This is a genomic window from Agromyces sp. NPDC058064, assembly GCF_042885275.1.
Taxonomy (GTDB): domain Bacteria; phylum Actinomycetota; class Actinomycetes; order Actinomycetales; family Microbacteriaceae; genus Agromyces.
This window is the reverse complement of the sequence record NZ_JBHVSE010000001.1, coordinates 1,110,610-1,126,894: the sequence shown is the minus strand read 5'-3', so window position 1 is coordinate 1,126,894 and position 16,285 is coordinate 1,110,610. Positions and strand designations below refer to the sequence as shown.

The 16,285-nt window shown below is 71.6% G+C and carries 14 protein-coding genes; 7 read left to right on the top strand and 7 right to left on the bottom strand.

The genetic code is table 11. From position 1 onward, the window contains the following. The first annotated feature begins 63 nt into the window (after window positions 1-63). Window positions 64-492 (top strand): hypothetical protein, encoded by a 429-nt coding sequence (locus tag ACFVSL_RS05205; protein ID WP_386939082.1) that lies wholly within the window; start codon window positions 64-66, stop codon window positions 490-492. A gap of 21 nt (window positions 493-513) precedes the next feature. Here ACFVSL_RS05205 and ACFVSL_RS05200 read toward each other — a convergent pair whose 3' ends face one another. Further along, the gene (locus tag ACFVSL_RS05200; protein ID WP_386939080.1) at window positions 514-1,437 is read right to left on the bottom strand and encodes a 2-hydroxyacid dehydrogenase; all 924 of its coding nucleotides are present in this window, start codon (window positions 1,435-1,437) and stop codon (window positions 514-516) included. 45 nt (window positions 1,438-1,482) lie between these two features. On the opposite strand from ACFVSL_RS05200, the gene ACFVSL_RS05195 reads away from it, so the two are divergent. From ACFVSL_RS05195 to ACFVSL_RS05185, 3 genes are all read left to right on the top strand, one after another. Continuing rightward, window positions 1,483-2,058, top strand: coding sequence for a hypothetical protein (locus ACFVSL_RS05195; protein ID WP_386939078.1), 576 nt, complete (start codon window positions 1,483-1,485; stop codon window positions 2,056-2,058). 107 nt (window positions 2,059-2,165) lie between these two features. Beyond that, the gene (gdhA, locus tag ACFVSL_RS05190) at window positions 2,166-3,527 is read left to right on the top strand and encodes an NADP-specific glutamate dehydrogenase (protein WP_386939076.1); all 1,362 of its coding nucleotides are present in this window, start codon (window positions 2,166-2,168) and stop codon (window positions 3,525-3,527) included. 17 nt (window positions 3,528-3,544) lie between these two features. Continuing rightward, a complete protein-coding gene (locus ACFVSL_RS05185; RefSeq protein ID WP_386939074.1) occupies window positions 3,545-4,969 on the top strand; it encodes a GH1 family beta-glucosidase in 1,425 nt (474 codons plus the stop codon). Window positions 4,970-4,993: 24 nt separating this feature from the next. Here ACFVSL_RS05185 and ACFVSL_RS05180 read toward each other — a convergent pair whose 3' ends face one another. Both ACFVSL_RS05180 and ACFVSL_RS05175 read right to left on the bottom strand, forming a co-directional pair. Beyond that, window positions 4,994-5,968 carry a serine hydrolase domain-containing protein gene (locus tag ACFVSL_RS05180; RefSeq protein ID WP_386939072.1) on the bottom strand — a complete coding sequence of 325 codons (975 nt, stop codon included), beginning with the start codon at window positions 5,966-5,968 and terminating at the stop codon, window positions 4,994-4,996. Window positions 5,969-6,058: 90 nt separating this feature from the next. Beyond that, the gene (locus ACFVSL_RS05175) at window positions 6,059-6,658 is read right to left on the bottom strand and encodes a TetR/AcrR family transcriptional regulator (RefSeq protein ID WP_386939071.1); all 600 of its coding nucleotides are present in this window, start codon (window positions 6,656-6,658) and stop codon (window positions 6,059-6,061) included. A 110-nt stretch (window positions 6,659-6,768) separates the two neighbouring features. Here ACFVSL_RS05175 and ACFVSL_RS05170 point away from each other — a divergent pair, with 110 nt between their 5' ends. Further along, window positions 6,769-7,272 carry a pyridoxamine 5'-phosphate oxidase family protein gene (locus ACFVSL_RS05170; RefSeq protein ID WP_386939070.1) on the top strand — a complete coding sequence of 168 codons (504 nt, stop codon included), beginning with the start codon at window positions 6,769-6,771 and terminating at the stop codon, window positions 7,270-7,272. Here the strand turns inward: ACFVSL_RS05170 and ACFVSL_RS05165 are convergent. The 3 genes from ACFVSL_RS05165 to ACFVSL_RS05155 all read right to left on the bottom strand — a co-directional run bounded on the left by ACFVSL_RS05165 (window position 7,176) and on the right by ACFVSL_RS05155 (window position 13,043). Continuing rightward, window positions 7,176-8,627 (bottom strand): MFS transporter, encoded by a 1,452-nt coding sequence (locus ACFVSL_RS05165; RefSeq protein ID WP_386939069.1) that lies wholly within the window; start codon window positions 8,625-8,627, stop codon window positions 7,176-7,178. The genes ACFVSL_RS05170 and ACFVSL_RS05165 overlap by 97 nt on opposite strands. A 5-nt stretch (window positions 8,628-8,632) precedes the next feature. Next, window positions 8,633-9,115, bottom strand: coding sequence for a MarR family winged helix-turn-helix transcriptional regulator (locus ACFVSL_RS05160; RefSeq protein ID WP_386939067.1), 483 nt, complete (start codon window positions 9,113-9,115; stop codon window positions 8,633-8,635). 130 nt (window positions 9,116-9,245) lie between these two features. Further along, complete coding sequence (locus tag ACFVSL_RS05155) at window positions 9,246-13,043, bottom strand: NPCBM/NEW2 domain-containing protein (protein ID WP_386939065.1); 3,798 nt, start codon at window positions 13,041-13,043, stop codon at window positions 9,246-9,248. A gap of 132 nt (window positions 13,044-13,175) precedes the next feature. On the opposite strand from ACFVSL_RS05155, the gene ACFVSL_RS05150 reads away from it, so the two are divergent. Continuing rightward, window positions 13,176-14,021, top strand: coding sequence for an alpha/beta fold hydrolase (locus ACFVSL_RS05150; RefSeq protein WP_386939063.1), 846 nt, complete (start codon window positions 13,176-13,178; stop codon window positions 14,019-14,021). A gap of 48 nt (window positions 14,022-14,069) precedes the next feature. Here the strand turns inward: ACFVSL_RS05150 and ACFVSL_RS05145 are convergent, their stop codons facing one another. Beyond that, entirely contained in the window at window positions 14,070-14,297 is a 228-nt protein-coding gene (locus ACFVSL_RS05145) for a hypothetical protein (RefSeq protein ID WP_386939061.1), read from the bottom strand. A gap of 180 nt (window positions 14,298-14,477) precedes the next feature. On the opposite strand from ACFVSL_RS05145, the gene ACFVSL_RS05140 reads away from it, so the two are divergent. Next, entirely contained in the window at window positions 14,478-16,208 is a 1,731-nt protein-coding gene (locus ACFVSL_RS05140; RefSeq protein ID WP_386939060.1) for a beta-N-acetylhexosaminidase, read from the top strand. Window positions 16,209-16,285 lie beyond the last annotated feature (77 nt).

The following is a 16,285-nucleotide window of genomic DNA, read 5'->3' as shown; positions in this document are numbered from 1 at the left end:
TCGCGCCGCCGGGCGGCCGGTCGCGCTAACATGTGAGCAATTCTCAGTGACTGGGGGTTCGCCATGCACGTGCGCTTCGTGTGGGTCGCGACGTTCTTCGCGGTCTTCTTCTGGGCCGTGACCGTCTCGTGGGTGTTCCTCCCGACGGAGCTGATGGCCTTCTCGGGATTGCCCGCCGACGACGGCGCCGGGCTCGCGAACGGGCTGCGCATCGGCGGGATGCTGCTCGGGTGGGGCGTCATGCTGTTCCTCGCGCGCCGCGAGCCGCCCTCGAGGGCGCGCAACGCGATCGCGATCGGGTCCGCTGTGGGCCTCTACGGGTTCCTGCTCGTCGGGCTGTACCTGCTCATCGCGGGCATCGTCGGCCCCGGGATGCTCATGTCGATGGCGGTCGAGCTGCTGGGCGGGACGGCGTTCCTGCTGACGCTGCGCGAGCCGGTGGATCGGCGAGCCGCGGGCAGGGAGGCCGAGCACACCCGACAGGCGAGCTGAGGCCCGCGGCGAGACCCGGGCTCAGCTGCGCAGCACGACGTTGACGGGTTCGTCGCCCCGGAGCATCCGCTCGATCTGCTCGCGGAGCAGGCGGGCCATCCGCGGGATCATCGCGGTCGACGCGCCGCCGACGTGCGGCGAGACGAGCACGTTCGGCAGCGCGAAGAGCGGGTGGCCGTCGGGCAGCGGCTCGGGGTCGGTGACGTCCAGCGCGAAGCGCAGACGGCCCGAGCGCGCCTCGGCGAGGATCGCCTCGGTGTCGGCCACCTTGCCGCGGGCGATGTTCACCACGAGGGCGCCGTCGGGGAGGGCGGCGAGGAACCCGGCGTCGACGAGCCCCGTCGTCGCGTCGCTGAGCGGCACCCCCACGATGACGATCTCGGCCTCGGGCAGCAGCGCCGGCAGCTCGTCGACGCCGTGGATGCGCCCGCGCTCGTCGTCGCGGGCATGCCCGGCGACGCGCGTGATCTCGACCTCGAAGGGCACGAGACGGTCTTCGATCGCGCGGCCGACGCCGCCGTAGCCGACGATGAGCACCCGCCGGTCGGCGAGGCTCGCGTGCCGGGCGGGCGCCCAGTGACCCTCGCCCGCGGCGCGCACGAAGTCGGGGATGCCGCGCTGGGAGGCCAGCACGAGGGCGAGGGTCAGCTCGGCCGTCGAGGTCTCGTGCACGCTCGCGGCGTTCGCGAAGACGTGGCCCGGGGGCAGGGCGGCGGGGATGTCGTCGTAGCCGATCGACTGCGACTGCACGAGCCGGGTGGTGACGTCGGCGAGGGCTCCGAGCCGGTCGGCGGCCCCCATGTACGGCGGCACGACGATGTCGAGGTGGGCGGCCGGGGGCGGCGAGTCGAGCGCCCAGGTGACGACCTCGACCCCCTCGGGCGGCGTGCCGAGGGCATCGCGGAGGGTGGCACCGGGAACGGAGACGAGAAGCGGGGCAGCCATGCTCCGATCCTCGCAGACGTCGCCGCCGCTGCTACCGTTGCGCGCATGGATGACGCGGCCGATCGCCCCGGCGATCACCCCGGTGAGGGCGGTGGCGAACGCGGTCACGGGCGTCGGAGCCGCCACGACCGGCCCGACGACGAGCGCGTCGAGGCGCTGAAGGAGCGGGTCTACGCCACGTTCACCGGCCTCGCGATCGTGCTCGTGCAGCTCGCGAACGTCGAGCACGTGCAGCCGGCGCGTGCGGCCGTCACCCTCCTCGTCGGCATCGTCGCGATCACGGCGGCCGGCTTCGTCGCCGACGTCATCGCGCACCTGGCCGTGCACGCCGCGTTCCCCGACCGAGCCGAGGCCGGGCGGATGCTCCGCACCTCGGGGTCGGCGCTCGCGTCGGCGGCGGTGCCGTTCCTGCTCCTCGGCCTCGCGGCGCTCGGGCGACTCGAGCTGGAGGGTGCGCTGCGCGCGGCCTCGATCGTCTACGTCGCCACGCTCGGGCTCATCGGCTTCGTCGCCGTGCGCCGCACCCGCGTCGCCTGGTGGAAGCAGCTCGTCGCGATCGGGTTCCTGCTCGCGCTCGCGCTCGGGGTCGTCGCGCTGCAGCAGCTCGCCCACGGCCACTGAGCCGCGGCCGTCACACTGTCGGAGGCTTCCTCAGGACTGGGTATGTTGGAGGGACGCCGCGCGCGACTGCACCACGTGGCATCCGTTCGAACCATCAAGGAGCGCGCGTGACCGCATCTCGCACTGCCATCGACGACGTCTACGCCCAGATCCTCGCTCGCAACCCGGGTGAGTTCGAGTTCCACCAGGCGGTGCGCGAGGTCTTCGGGTCGCTCGACCGGGTGCTCGAACGCAACCCGCACTACGTGCAGGCGTCGATCCTCGAGCGCATCTGCGAGCCCGAGCGCCAGATCATCTTCCGGGTGCCGTGGGTCGACGACGCCGGCCGCGTGCAGATCAACCGCGGCTTCCGCGTGCAGTTCAACTCGGCGCTCGGCCCGTACAAGGGCGGGCTGCGGTTCCACCCGAGCGTGCTGCTCGGCACCGTGAAGTTCCTCGGCTTCGAGCAGATCTTCAAGAACTCGCTCACCGGCATGCCGATCGGCGGAGGCAAGGGCGGCAGCGACTTCGACCCCAAGGGCAAGAGCGACGCCGAGGTCATGCGCTTCTGCCAGTCGTTCATGACCGAGGCGTACCGGCACCTCGGCGAGTACACGGATGTCCCGGCGGGCGACATCGGCGTCGGTGCGCGCGAGATCGGCTACCTCTTCGGCCAGTACAAGCGCATCACGAACCAGTACGAGTCGGGCGTGCTCACCGGCAAGGGCCTCACGTGGGGCGGCTCGCTCGTGCGCACCGAGGCGACCGGCTACGGCGCCGTGTACTTCACCCAGCACATGCTCGAGACCCGCGGGCGCTCGTTCGACGGCGCGCGCGTGCTCGTCTCGGGGTCGGGCAACGTCGCGATCTACGCGATCGAGAAGGTGCACGAGCTCGGCGGCGTCGTGATCGGCGCATCCGACTCCTCGGGCGCGGTCTACGACCCCGACGGCATCGACGTGGCGCTGCTCCGCGAGGTGAAGGAGGTGCGCCGCGACCGCATCGAGCAGTACGTCGCCGAGCGCGGCGGCCGTGCCGAGTTCGTCGCCGGCGCCACCGTGTGGGATCTCGCCGACCGCGGGCCCGTGCAGGTGGCACTGCCGTGCGCGACGCAGAACGAGCTCGGCGAGACGCACGCCCGGGCGCTCGTCGCCGCCGGAGTCATCGCCGTCGCCGAAGGCGCGAACATGCCGACCACCCCCGAGGCGATCACCGTGCTGCGCGACGCCGGCGTGCTGTTCGGCCCGGGCAAGGCGGCGAACGCCGGCGGCGTCGCGACGAGCGCGCTCGAGATGCAGCAGAACGCCTCGCGCGACTCGTGGAGCTTCGAGCACACCGAGCAGCGGCTCGCCGAGATCATGGAGTCGATCCACGAGCGCTGCGCGACGACCGCCGACGAGTACGGCGCACCGGGCGACTACGTCGTCGGGGCCAACATCGCGGGCTTCGTGCGCGCGGCCGACGCGATGCTCGCGCTCGGCGTCATCTGAACGACGAGGAGCACATCGTGACCGGTGCCGAGATCCGCGAGGCCGTCGAGGCGGTCCAGGCCCCCGCCTTCCCCCGTGAGTTCGTGATCGGTTCGGCGACCGCCGCCTACCAGATCGAGGGTGCGGCCGACGAAGGCGGCCGTACGCCGTCCATCTGGGACACGTTCAGCCGCACGCCCGGCCGCACCTGGAACGGCGACACCGGCGACGTGGCCTGCGACCACTACCACCGGCTCGAATCCGACCTCGATCTCATGGCGTCGCTCGGGCTCGAGGCGTACCGCTTCTCGCTCTCCTGGTCGCGGCTGCTGCCGGGTGCGGGCGACCGGCCGAACCCCGCCGGGGTCGACTTCTACTCGCGCCTCGTCGATGGGCTGCTCGCCCGAGGCATCCGGCCCATCGCGACGCTCTACCACTGGGACCTGCCGCAGGAGCTCGAGGACGCCGGCGGCTGGGCGAACCGCGACACCGCCCTGCGGTTCGCCGACTACGCGGGCCATGCCGTCGATGCGCTCGGCGACCGCGTGCACACGTGGACGACGCTCAACGAGCCGTGGTGCTCGGCGTACCTCGGCTACGGCTCGGGCGCCCACGCCCCGGGTCGCACCGACGGAGCCGCCGCGCTCGCCGCGGTGCACCACCTCAACCTCGCGCACGGGCTCGCGGTGCCCGAGATCCGGCGGCATGCGACGAACGCCCCCGAGGTCTCGGCGACGCTGAACTTCCACGTCATCCGCGGCGGCGACGCCGAGGCGACCCGGCGCATCGACGCGCTCGCCAACCGCGCCTTCACGAGCCCCATGCTGCTCGGGCGCTACGACGACGACCTCATCGCCGACACGGCGGCCGTCACCGACTGGTCGTTCGTGCGCGACGGCGATCTCGCCCTCGTGCACCAGCCGATCGACGTGCTCGGCGTCAACTACTACTCGACCGTGACCGTCGCGATGTGGGACGGCGTGAGCGAGCGCAGCCGCAACGACGGCCACAAGGACGTCGGCGGCACGCCGTGGCCCGGCAGCGAGCACGTCGAGTTCCTGCCGCAGGCGGGTCCCTACACCGACATGGGCTGGAACATCGCCCCCGACGGGCTCGAGGAGCTGCTCGTCTCGCTCGGCGAGCAGTTCCCGGGGCAGCCGCTCATGATCACCGAGAACGGGGCGGCCTTCCCCGACGTCGTGACGCCGACGCCCGACGGCGCTCGCGTGCACGACGTCGATCGCGTCGACTACCTTCGGCGGCACTTCGCCGCCGCCCGCCGTGCGATGGACCGCGGGGTCGACCTGCGCGGCTACCTCGTCTGGTCGCTGCTCGACAACTTCGAGTGGGGCTACGGCTACTCGAAGCGGTTCGGCATCGTGCGCGTCGACTACGAGACGCAGGAGCGGCTCGTGAAGGACAGCGGCCGCTGGCTCGCGGGGCTGCTCGCGTCGCGGCGCTGAGCGTGGCGCTGCGGTGGGGCAGCCTCAGCCGCGCGAGGCCGCGGCCGCGACGAGGTTGTGCAGCTCGGCGTCGTCGTACGCGAAGCGGTCGAGCCCCGCGCGGTTCGTCAACAGCACGAAGCACACGCCGAGCGACGGCGTGATCCAGAACTCGGTGCCGGCCCAGCCCGCGTGCCCGTACGTGTCGCGGGCGAGCAGTCCGGGATCCGCGTTCGGCAGGTTCCATGCGAAGCCGAAGTCGCGGCCGCGCTCGACGGTGTACGAGCCGAGCCGCGGCATGTCGACGGTGAGCGACCGGCGCATCGCCTCGATCGTGAGGGGCGACACGACGGCGCCGTCGTCGCGCAGCAGTGCCGAGCCGAGCGCGAGCAGGTCGCCGGCCCTGCCGAAGGCCCCGCCGCCGGGGTTGCGCTGCTCGGCGTAGACGTCCCAGTCGAGCCCGCACTGCGCCGCATCGACCGGTACGTGCTTCGACGAGGCACGGTCGAAGGTCAGGCCCGTGGCATCCGCCCGGCGTGCGATCTCGTGGAAGCGCCGCTCCCAGGGCTCGCCCGTCGCGTGGGCGATGAGTGCGGCGACGCCCTCGAAGGCGATGGTCGAGTAGCGCGCGGCGGTGCCCGCAGCGAAGTCGCGGCCGCCGGCGAGCAGGGCCGCGCGGAGGTCGGGCACGTCCATCGCGGGCTCGGGGATGCCGGAGGTGTGGCTCACGAGGTGGCGCAGTTGCACCTCGTCGGGACGAAGCGCGGCGAACTCGGGCAGCGCCCGGGCGAGCGGCGTCGTCGGCGTGAGCCGGCCCTCCTCGACGAGGCTGAGTGCGGCGAGGCCGGTGATGGGCTTCGTCACCGAGAAGAGCGGGTAGTGATCGTCGACGGATGCGTCGCCGAACGCCTCGAGCGCCACCACGCCCTGCGCATCGGCGATGCCGAGCACCGCAGTGGGCAGCACCCCCGACGCGACGTGCGCGCGGGTCCAGTCGAAGGCGGCGTCGAACGTCGGCATGGGAGTCCTCTCGGGCGGCGAGTCGTCGGGCGCGGTCCGAGACGTCGGCGTCCGAGCCCGCTGCTCATCCTCGCAGAGGATCCGCCGGGGTCACGGCAGCTGCTCGACCTGGGCCCTGATGGTCCGTTCGACCACGTCCTCGGCGGAGGCCGGGCCTTCGATGCCGTGCAGCAGTCCGTCGACGGCGAGCGAGGCGAGTCCGTGGCTCAGCGCGCAGAGCTGGAGGAAGGTGGTCTCGACGTCGCCGGTGATCTCGCCGGCGGCGCGCACGTCGGCGACGAGCGCCCGCAGTCCGTCGAGGGCGGCGATGCGGGCTCCGTCGAGGGTCTCGTCGCCCTGCGCGGGGCGCGGGGTGCGGAACATCGCGTCGTAATGGGCGGGGTGACGCTGGGCGAAGGCGACGAACTCGAGCGAGTCGGCGACGAGCCGCTCGCGTCCGGGGAGGTGCGCCGCCTGCTCCTGCGCGGTGCAGAGCTCGGTGTCGAGCAGGGCCAGCCCTTCGAGCGCCAGCGCGCGGATCATGCCCTCGCGACTGCCGAAGTAATGGGTCGGAGCCGCGTGCGAGAGGCCGGCGCGGCGGGCGACCTCGCGGAGGCCGACGTTGTTGACCCCGTGTTCGCGGGCGAGTTCCTCCATCGCGCTGAGCAGCGCGGCTCTGCCGGGGGAGGTGCCGGTGGCGACGGTGCTCATGTGCCCTCCTGACGCCCGGACGTCGGTCGCCGCGGGTACTTGACATTGTAAAGCAATGTGCGTAGCTTTCGGGGTGAAACGCACGACTTGACAATGTAAAGGAGTTGACGATGGTCGACCTCACGACGGCCGACGCCTGGAAGGCGATCGGCGCGACGAACTTCATGGTCCTCGGCATGGTCTCAGCGAGGGGCGAAGCCCGCACGGCGGGCGTCATGCACGTCGTCGACGACGGGCGGCTCTGGTTCACCACGAACGAACGCGAGTGGAAGGCGCGGCACCTCGCCGCGAACCCGGGCGTCTCGGTGACCGTGCCGATCCCGAAGCGCATTCCGTTCGTCCCGTGGATCAAGGTTCCGGCGGCGACCGTCACCTTCGCGGGTCGTGCGGAGATCGTGCCGGCCTCGGCGCTCCCCGCCGCCGTCCACGACGCACTCGTGCACGGGCTCGAGCTGAGCGACGGCGAACGCGGCGCCCTCATCGGGGTCGGAGTGCTGCCGACGAGCGACTTCGTGACCTACGGCGTCGGGGTGTCGACCCTCGGGATGCGCGACACCGAGTTCGCTCGCGGCCGAGCCGCGGCCACGGTCGGCAGCCCCGTCGGCGTCGCCTGAGCTCGCGGGTCGGGCGAGGCGATCGGCGTCGCCTCGGTCGGCACCTGCAGCGCCTCGGTCGGCACCGCGATGGCCGAGGTCGGCACGACGGCGATCGCCGCGGTCGGCGGTGCGTCGAAGCGCACGGCGGGCGCCCAGCGACGCTCGGGATGCCTCGCGAGCCGCATGCCGCGCGACATGACGAGCCAGACCACGCCGATGAGCGCTGCGACGCCGGCCGCGATCGCGGCGACGCCGAGCCCCCAGCGCGGACCCCAGCTGTTCGCGACGGCGCCGACGATCGGCGCACCGATCGGCGTGCCGCCCGACAGGATCGCGAAGTACAGGGCGAGCACCCGCCCGCGCAGCGCGGGGTCGGTCGTCGTCTGCACGTAGCCGTTGGCCGTCGTGAGCATGGTGACCGCGGCGAAGCCGATGAGCACCGTCGAGGCGGCGAAGAGCACGAACGTCGGCATCACGGCCGAGATCGCCGCGGCGACGCCGAAGCCCGCGGCGGCGATGATGACGACGCGCATGCGGGCGCGCTCGCGCCGGGCGGCCAGCAGGGCGCCCGCGAGCGAGCCGATCGCGAGGATCGAGTTGAGCAGGCCGTACTCGCCGGCGCCCCGCCCGAACTCGACGGCCATCGTCGACGAGAAGATCGGGAAGTTCATGCCGAACGCCCCGGTGAGGAACACGATGACGAAGACGACGACGAGGTCGGGCCGGCTCCACACGTAGCGGAACCCCGCGACGAACGCGCCGCGCTCACGGCTGGCCCGGGGCATCCGCTTCAGCTTCTTGCCCTTGAGCATCGCGAGGGCGCCGAGCACCGCGACGAACGTGAGCGCGTTGATGATGAAGACCCAGCCCGAGCCGACGAGCACGATGAGCACGCCCGCGACGGCCGGGCCGATGAGGCGGGCCGTGTTGAACGAGGCCGAGTTGAGGGCGACCGCGTTCGACATGTCGGTGCTCGAGACGAGGTCGGTGACGAAGGTCTGGCGCGCGGGGTTGTCGATGGCGTTCACGATGCCGAGCAGGCCCGCGAAGACGTAGAGCTGCCAGAGCTCGGCGTGGCCGCCGATGAGCAGGACGCCGAGGCCGAGCGCGAGCAGCATCAGCGCAGTCTGGGTGCACATGAGGATCTTGCGCCGGTCGAAGCGGTCGGCGATGAGGCCCGTGACGGGCACGAGCAGGAGCTGCGGGGCGAACTGCAGGGCCATCGTGATGCCCACGGCGAACGCGTCGTTGTCGCTGAGCTCGGTGAGCACGACCCAGTTCTGGGCGGTGGCCTGCATCCAGGCGCCGACGTTCGAGACGAGGGCGCCGATGAACCAGATGCGGTAGTTGACGTGGCTGAGGGAGCGGAACATGGCACTCACTGGTCGAGGAGCCTCCCGAGGATCGTGGTGGCGCGCGCGAGGACCTCGCGGTCGGCGGGGTCGAGCGCGGCGTACCGCTTCGCGATCCACGCGTCACGGCGCTTGCGGGTCTCGCGGACGACGACGTCGCCCGCTTCGGTCACCTCGACGAGCACCTTGCGCCGGTCGTCGTCGTCGCTGCGGCGCGTGACGTAGCCGGCGTCGACGAGGCAGTTGACCGTGCGGTTCATGCTCGGTGCGGTCACCCGCTCGAGCTCGGCGAGGCGGCCGATCGTGAGCGGCCCCTCGCTGTGGATCCACCCGAGCGTCGAGAACTGCGAGGCGCTGATCTCGGTGTCGCTGCGCTGCTGGCGCAGGCGCCGCGAGAGGCGCATCACCGCGATGCGGAGCTCGGTCGACTGCTCGGCCAGTGTGAGGCGTCGAGGGGATGCCGCGGGGTTGGGTCGCGCGATCGCGGCAGTGTTCGTGGCATCCGTCATGATGCTTAGTCTAACAAATTAGTGTGGCTAAGTATTTCGCGGCCGACGGTCGGCGGGCGCCGGCATCGGCGCCGCGCACGACGAAGGGCCCGCGCGATGATCGCGCGGGCCCCTCGGAGGCGGGGATGCCTCAGTCGCAGGTGAACTTCGCGTCGCCCCACACGCCGTGGGCGCCGTTGATGCTGCCGGGCGCCTCGACGACCAGGTCGACGTACTGCACGCCGCTCAGGTCGACGTTCACCGACTCGGGCGCGAACCCGGGCGTGAACGTGCGCGACTGGTAGCGGTTCTCGCCGTCGGCGTCGACCTTGAAGATGACGTTGCCGGCGAAGTTCGCCTCGAGGCCCACGTCGGCCGTGAAGGCCGAGCACGCCCCGCCGACGTAGTACGTGATCTTCGAGAGCGCGTGCACCCCGAGACCCTTCTCGTACGTCGGGTTCGCCCCGGTCGCCGGGTCGACGTAGTTGATCGCGAGCGGCACGTCGGGCGAGTTCGCCGCGTCCTTGTTCGCGACGTCCTTGCCGATCACGCCCCAGCCGTTCGTGGCGTTCAGCCACTGCAGCTCGGAGGCGAAGACCGTGCCCGACGGCGGCGTCGGCAGCGGCTGGTCGACGACCTTCCAGTCGAAGATCTTCATCCGCGACTCGGTCGGCAGCACGACGTAGGCGAGCTCCTTCGCCGGGTTCAGCCGCAGCACGTTCGAGTACACCTGGTACTTGCCCGTCGGGTACTCGTACACGTTCGGGTTCGTCGCGCTGTTGCGCCCGAGCGAAGTGATCGCGACCGACGACCCCTGCAGGCCCGAGGCCTGCAGCAGCCAGTTCGGGAAGTACACGCTCTGCTTCGCGACGCTGCCGTCGGCGTAGTGCAGCTCGAGCTCGGGATTCACCCCGCCGCCCGTCGCCGCCGACGCGAGCACCGCGAGGTGGGTGCCCTTGCCCGAGAGCGCGATCGTCTGCCCGGCCGGCGAGACCGAGTCGGCGGCGCCCGCGGGTGCGGGCCACGTGTACTCGATCGCGGCGTCGCCCGTACCGACGGTGACCGTCGAGCCCGGCGTGACGCCCGCGCGGGCGAGCGCCTCGGCCGAGAAGCTCGCGCCGCCGCCGTCGAAGTTCGCGGCCTTGGCGGTCGCGATCTCGCTGATCGCGTCGGCGTTGTAGGCGCCGGCGAGCGAGCCGTACGCGACGTAGAGCTGGTTCGCGCCCGTCACCGTGTGCTGCCGGCCCTTCGAGGTGTACGACGCCTCGACGGCGACCGTCTGCAGGTCGGCGGCCGCGGCATCCGTGACCTCGAAGACGAACTCGGCGCTCGCGGTGCCGCCCTTCTTCACCGTGCCCGCCTCCGCGCCGTCCGACGAGACCAGCGTCCAGCCCTCGGGCGCGACGGGCGTCAGCACGACGTCGTCCTTCGCCTTGGTGCCGGTGTTGGTGAAGGTCGCCGAGACGGTGGTCTCGTCGCCCTGGAAGACGCGGTCGACGAGGTCGACGGCGACGGATGCCGCGGCGAGGTCGGCGTCCTGGCCGCCGACGCCGCTCGTGTCGGTGAGGGTCAGCCGCGCCGAGTCGTTCGAGTCGATCGCGCCGGTCGAGATCACGACGACCCCGCCCGCCTGCTCGGGGAGGAACGCCCACCCGGGCGCCTCGTCGAGCTCGGCGACGTCGTCGACGCGCGGCAGCGTGACGCTGCCGAGCTTGACCGTCTTGGGCTCCGAACCGGTGTGCGCCTCGACGCGGTAGGGCCGCGACTCGGCCTTGCCGTCGTAGTCGCCCTCGCGCTCGCCGATCTCGATGCGCACGGTGCCCTTCTTGCCGGCCTTGGGGGCGTCGACCGCGAAGCGCTGGGTGCTCGACTCGCCGTCGGCGTAGCCGCGCGTCACCTCGTCGTCCTCGTAGAGCGCGAACTCGCTCTCGCCCTGCGGGTAGACCGACAGGGTGATGGGCGAGTCCTCGGGCACGAGCGAGGCGTTGCGGGCGACGATGCCCTGCGGCACGAGCGCGCCGGCGCGCACGAAGATCGGCAGCTCGTCGAGCGGAGCCGGGTGCCCGTTCAGCACCTGGCCTCCCTCGTAGAGCTTGCCCGTCCAGTAGTCGACCCACTGCTCGCCCTCGGGCAGGTAGATGCCGTTGCGCACGGTCGTCTTCGTGAAGACGGGAGCGACGAGGTAGTCGCTGCCGAGCAGGAACTCGTTGTTCGCCTCGACGCTGTACGAACCCGCGTCCTTCGGGTACTCGAGCGCGAGCGAGCGCATCATCGGCAGGCCGCTCGCGTGCGACTCGGCCGCGAGCGAGTAGATGTACGGCATGAGCTGCTGGCGCAGCTGCAGGTACGAGCGGTTGATCGCGGTCGCCTGCTCGCCGTAGAGCCACGGGCGCTTGTCGACCGAGGCCCAGCCGCTCATCGAGTAGAGCGCGGGGGCGAAGGCCTTCCACTGCAGGTCGCGCACGTAGCTCTCGGCGGAGCCGCCGAAGATGCCGTCGACGTCGCCCGTCGTGAAGGGCAGGCCCGAGTTGCCCGCGCCGGTGAGTGCGGAGACCTGCCAGCGCACCGCGTCGAGGTTGCCCGAGTGGTCGCCGGTCCACTGCATGCCGCAGCGCTGCGAGCCCGCCCAGCCCTCGACCATGAGCGAGGTGCCGCGCGCGTCGGAGTACTGCTCGATGCCGCCGTGGGCGGCCTCGCAGCCGGTGAGCGCGAGCCGGTAGCCGGCGCCGACCCAGGCGACGTCGAGCTTGCGGAGCCGGACGCCGGCCTCGCCGACCTCGTACTCCTGCTCGGTCAGCGAGCGCTGCGTCCAGAGGCCGGTCTTGAGCGCCGTCTCCGCCTCGATCGCGTCGACGGTCTCTGGCAGCTGCTGGTACTCGCAGCCGTAGCCGTCGTTCACCAGCATCCAGCCGGCGGGCATGTCGTGCTCGACGAAGTCCTTCGCGATCTCGAGCGCCTGCGGCGTCGTGAGCTTCGCCGGGTCCTTCGAGCCGGAGTAGGTCGGGCTCGAACGGTTGTAGCAGTCGGCGTCGCCGTACTCGAGGGCGTACACCGGGGGCATCGCCGGCCGGCCGGTGAGCTTCGTGTAGCCGTCGAGCGCGTCGGTGTAGTCGCCGACGAAGTAGTAGGCGTCGAAGCGCTGCTCGGCGTGGGTCGTCGTGCCGCCGGCGAAGTCGTAGCTGCCCGCGGCGAAGGTGTTGCGGAGCACGCCGTAGCCGTTGGACGACATGTAGTACGGCACCGCGTTCGGGTAGCCGTCGTCGTCCCAGTCGTAGCTGCGGGCGACGTTGATCGTCGCACCCGTGTGGATCGACCGGCCGTTCTGCATGCCGCCGCCGAGGAACTGCTCGCCGTCGACCGCAGCCAGGTGCTGGGTCGCCGAGCCCGTGCCGAAGGTCAGGGGCTCGGACTCGGCCCAGACGAGCGAGCCGTCGGCGCGCTTCAGCGTCGCCGCGCCGGTCGCGCGGTCGATCCCGAGCGAGACCTGCTCGGTCGCGATGGTGATGGTGTCGCCCTCGACGACGTCGACGGATGCCTCGTCGAAGTCGTCGGCGCCGACGACGATGTTCGCCGTGCGCGCCGGGTCGTTCTGCGGGGTGTTCGCCGGGTCGGTGAACTCGCCGGTCGGGGTGGCCTCGAGGCGCAGCGTGCGCTCGTCGAGGAACGTGGCGCGGATGGCGCCGTGCTCGGCCTCGAGCGTGACGCTCGCGCCGGCCTCCGTGACGTCGGTCACGGCCCCGAGCGTCGTGCCCGCGTCATCGACGGGCACCTCGGGGTTGACCTTCTTCGGCGTGATCGGCGTGGGCTCCGACGAGGCGGCGGCGGCCGGCTCGGTCTGGCCGACCGTGAAGGCGACGGCGCTGAAGCCCGTCATCGCGACGAGCGCCGCGAGGCCGAGGGCGGTGGTGCGCCGCGGTCGGCCCGCGGCGCGTGTTCCAGGTAGCTGCATCGTTGCTCGCATTCTCGGAAGTGATGGTTTATGACGTTTTGACGTGCTAAACGTTCAAATAAGATCACCCTGAAATCACTGCCGTCAAGAGGCCGTCGCAGTTCAGGACGAACGGCCTGCCACAATGACCACATGCCGACCTTCACCGACGCGCACGGGGTCCGAGTCCACTACGAGTCGTGGCGCGTCGCCGAGCCGAGTGCGGTGATCCAGCTCGCCCACGGCGTCGGCGAGCACATCGGGCGATACGGCGAACTCGTCGAGGCGCTGAACGCCGCGGGGTACTCGGTCTGGGCCGACGACCACCGCGGCCACGGCCGCACGGGCTTCGAACAGCACGGCGGCGACCTCACCCGGATGGGCCGGCTCGGGCCGGGCGGGCTGCGAGCGGCGGTCGACGCCGTCGAGCGGTTCACCGAGGTCATCCGCGCCGAGGAGGGCCCCGACGTGCCGCTCGTCTACCTCGGCCAGTCGTGGGGCTCGTTCCTCGGGCAGATCATCATGAACCGGCATCCCGAGCGCTACGACGGGTTCGTGCTGACGGGCACCGCGTACCGCACGCCGTTCGACCTGCACTCGCCGAGCAACAAGCGCTTCGGCCACACCGGGCCGACGCCGATGGAGTGGCTGAGCCGCGACCCCGAGGTCGCCGCGGCGTTCATGGCCGACCCGTACACGACCGAGGTGCCGCTGCCGAAGCTCTTCGGCCTGCCCGACACGCTCCGGATGATGGGCCGGCCGGCGCGCGACCTGCCGCCCGAGTTGCCCCTGCTCATCATGAGCGGCACCGAGTGCGCCGTCGGCGGGGAACGCAGCGTGCGTCGCCTGGCCGAGGCCTACGTGCGCCGGTCGGGCCTGCGCGACGTCGAGCTCATCGTCTACGAGGGCGCCCGGCACGAGCCGTTCAACGAGACCAACCGCGACGAGGTGCGGGCCGACCTCGTGCGCTGGCTCGACGAGCGGTTCGCGGTCGACTGAGCCGGGTTCGACGCCCGGCCACGCGGGGTGGCATCGGGTGGTCGGGGATCAGGCGACGAGCGTCCAGACGATGATCGCCGCGACGGCGGCCAGCACGACGACGAGGCCGATCGCCGCGCGCCCGATGCGCCGGCGGCTGACCGTGCCCGGCTTCAGCGAATCGCGCGAGAGCCGGTCGAGGTTCGGCGCGACGGCCTGGTACGGCGGGTCCTTCGGGGCGGCAGCCGGGGGAGCCGCCGGTGCGTTCGGGTTCGGCTTCCGGTCGTCCTCGTCCATGCGCGCAGTCTACGGCGAGGCCCGATCAGGCTGAGCAGCATCGGTGGAGCTGAGCGAATGATCACTCTCAGTGCGCGTATCTGATCGACTCGGGCCGAGTATTGACATACTCGCTCATCGCTCGTTAGCTTCGAGGAAAACCCGGGACCACCTGACCGCCGATGCTCGAGGAGGACACCGATGTCCAGACGGCCCCGCGCCACCGCGCTCGCCGCAACCGTCGCCGTAGGAGCGCTCGCGCTCATCGCCGCACCGATTCCCGCCAATGCCGCCGACGTCACCGGCGCCGGTGACGAGCCCGCCGGGGTCGCACTCATCCCCGCGCCGACCGAGCTGATCGAAGGCGACGGCACCCCCGTCGACCTCGGACCGGGCAGCGTCATCAAGGTCCACCCCCGCGATGACGGCGCTGCCGAGGTCGGCGAGGGCCTCGCCGAGCTGCTCCGGGATGCCACGGGCTACGCCGTGCCCGTCGGGCAGCGCGCGGCGGGGGCATCCCAGGGCGCGACCATCGAGCTGTCGACCCGCGGCGACGCCGCCCTCGGCGACGAGGGCTATCGCCTCGAGGCGGCGGGCACGCACGTGTCGATCGAGGCGCACAGCGCCGAGGGGCTCTTCCGCGGCGTGACCACGCTGCGTCAGCTCCTGCCGGCACAGGTCGAGTCGGCCCAGGCGTCCGACGTCGCGTGGGCGATCCCCGCCGTCGCGGTCAGCGATGCACCGCGCTACGACTACCGCGGCGCGATGCTCGACGTCGGCCGCCGCTTCTACCCCGTCGAGGACGTCAAGCGGTTCATCGACCAGATGGCGCTCTACAAGTACAACGCACTCCACATGCACCTGACCGACGACCAGGGCTGGCGCCTGACGGTCGACGCGCGCCCCGAGCTCACGCAGGTCGGCGCGTCGACCCAGAGCGGCTGGAAGCCCGGCACGGGCGGGCCCTGGTTCTACACGAAGGCCGACTTCCGCGAGATCGTCGACTACGCCGCCGAGCACTTCATCGAGGTCGTTCCCGAGATCGACGGGCCGAGCCACGCGATGGCGGCGAAGGCCTCGATCCCCGAGATCAACTGCGACGGCAAGGCCACAGCCCCGTACTCGGGCTTCGACGTCGGCCTGCCGACCATCTGCCTCACGCCCGAGAAGCGCGCCGAGGTGCGGGCCTACCTGCAGGACGTGTTCACCGAGGCCGCGCAGCCGAGCTCCTCCGACATCGTGCACATCGGCGGCGACGAGGTGCCGTCGACCACGCAGGAGCAGATGGACTGGTACGTCGAGACCTCCTCCGAGATCCTCACCGAGCAGGGCAAGCGCATCATGGGCTGGCACCAGATCGGCGCCTCGCCGCTTCCCGAGGGCGCGATCATGCAGTGGTGGGCCGACGCGGGCGACCAGGCGTCGATCGGCACCCCGAACGAACGCCCCGACGTGCGTGAGCTCCGCAACGCGCTCGCGCAGGGTGCGACCGTCGTCGCGTCGCCCGCCGACCGCTCGTACCTCGACATGAAGTACGACTCGACCGTGCCTTACGGGCTCAGCTGGGCCGGGCTCGTCGACCTCGAGCGCTCGTACGACTGGGACCCGATCTCGGTGACCTCGAGCACCGACGGCAGCGTCTCGCTCGCGACCGAGGAGCAGATCGAGGGCGTCGAGGCGGCACTCTGGGCCGACCGGGCGTATTACGGCTCGACGAAGCTGCCGACCTCGCTCGACCAGTTCATCCCGGTCTCGCAGTACGCCGACTTCGTGAGCTTCCCGCGCATGCCCGCGATCGCCGAGGTCGGCTGGTCGGCGCCCGAGGTGCGCTCGTTCGACGACTTCGAGCGTCGCATCGTGGCCCACGCCGACCGCTGGGACGAGATGGGCATCGGCTACTACAAGGCGCCCGACGTGCCCTGGCAGGAGTAGTCAGGAGTAGTCAGGAGTCACGGTCGACGAGGCGCCCCCGGCACTGCCGGGGGCGCCTCGTCGCGTTCCTGGCGTGG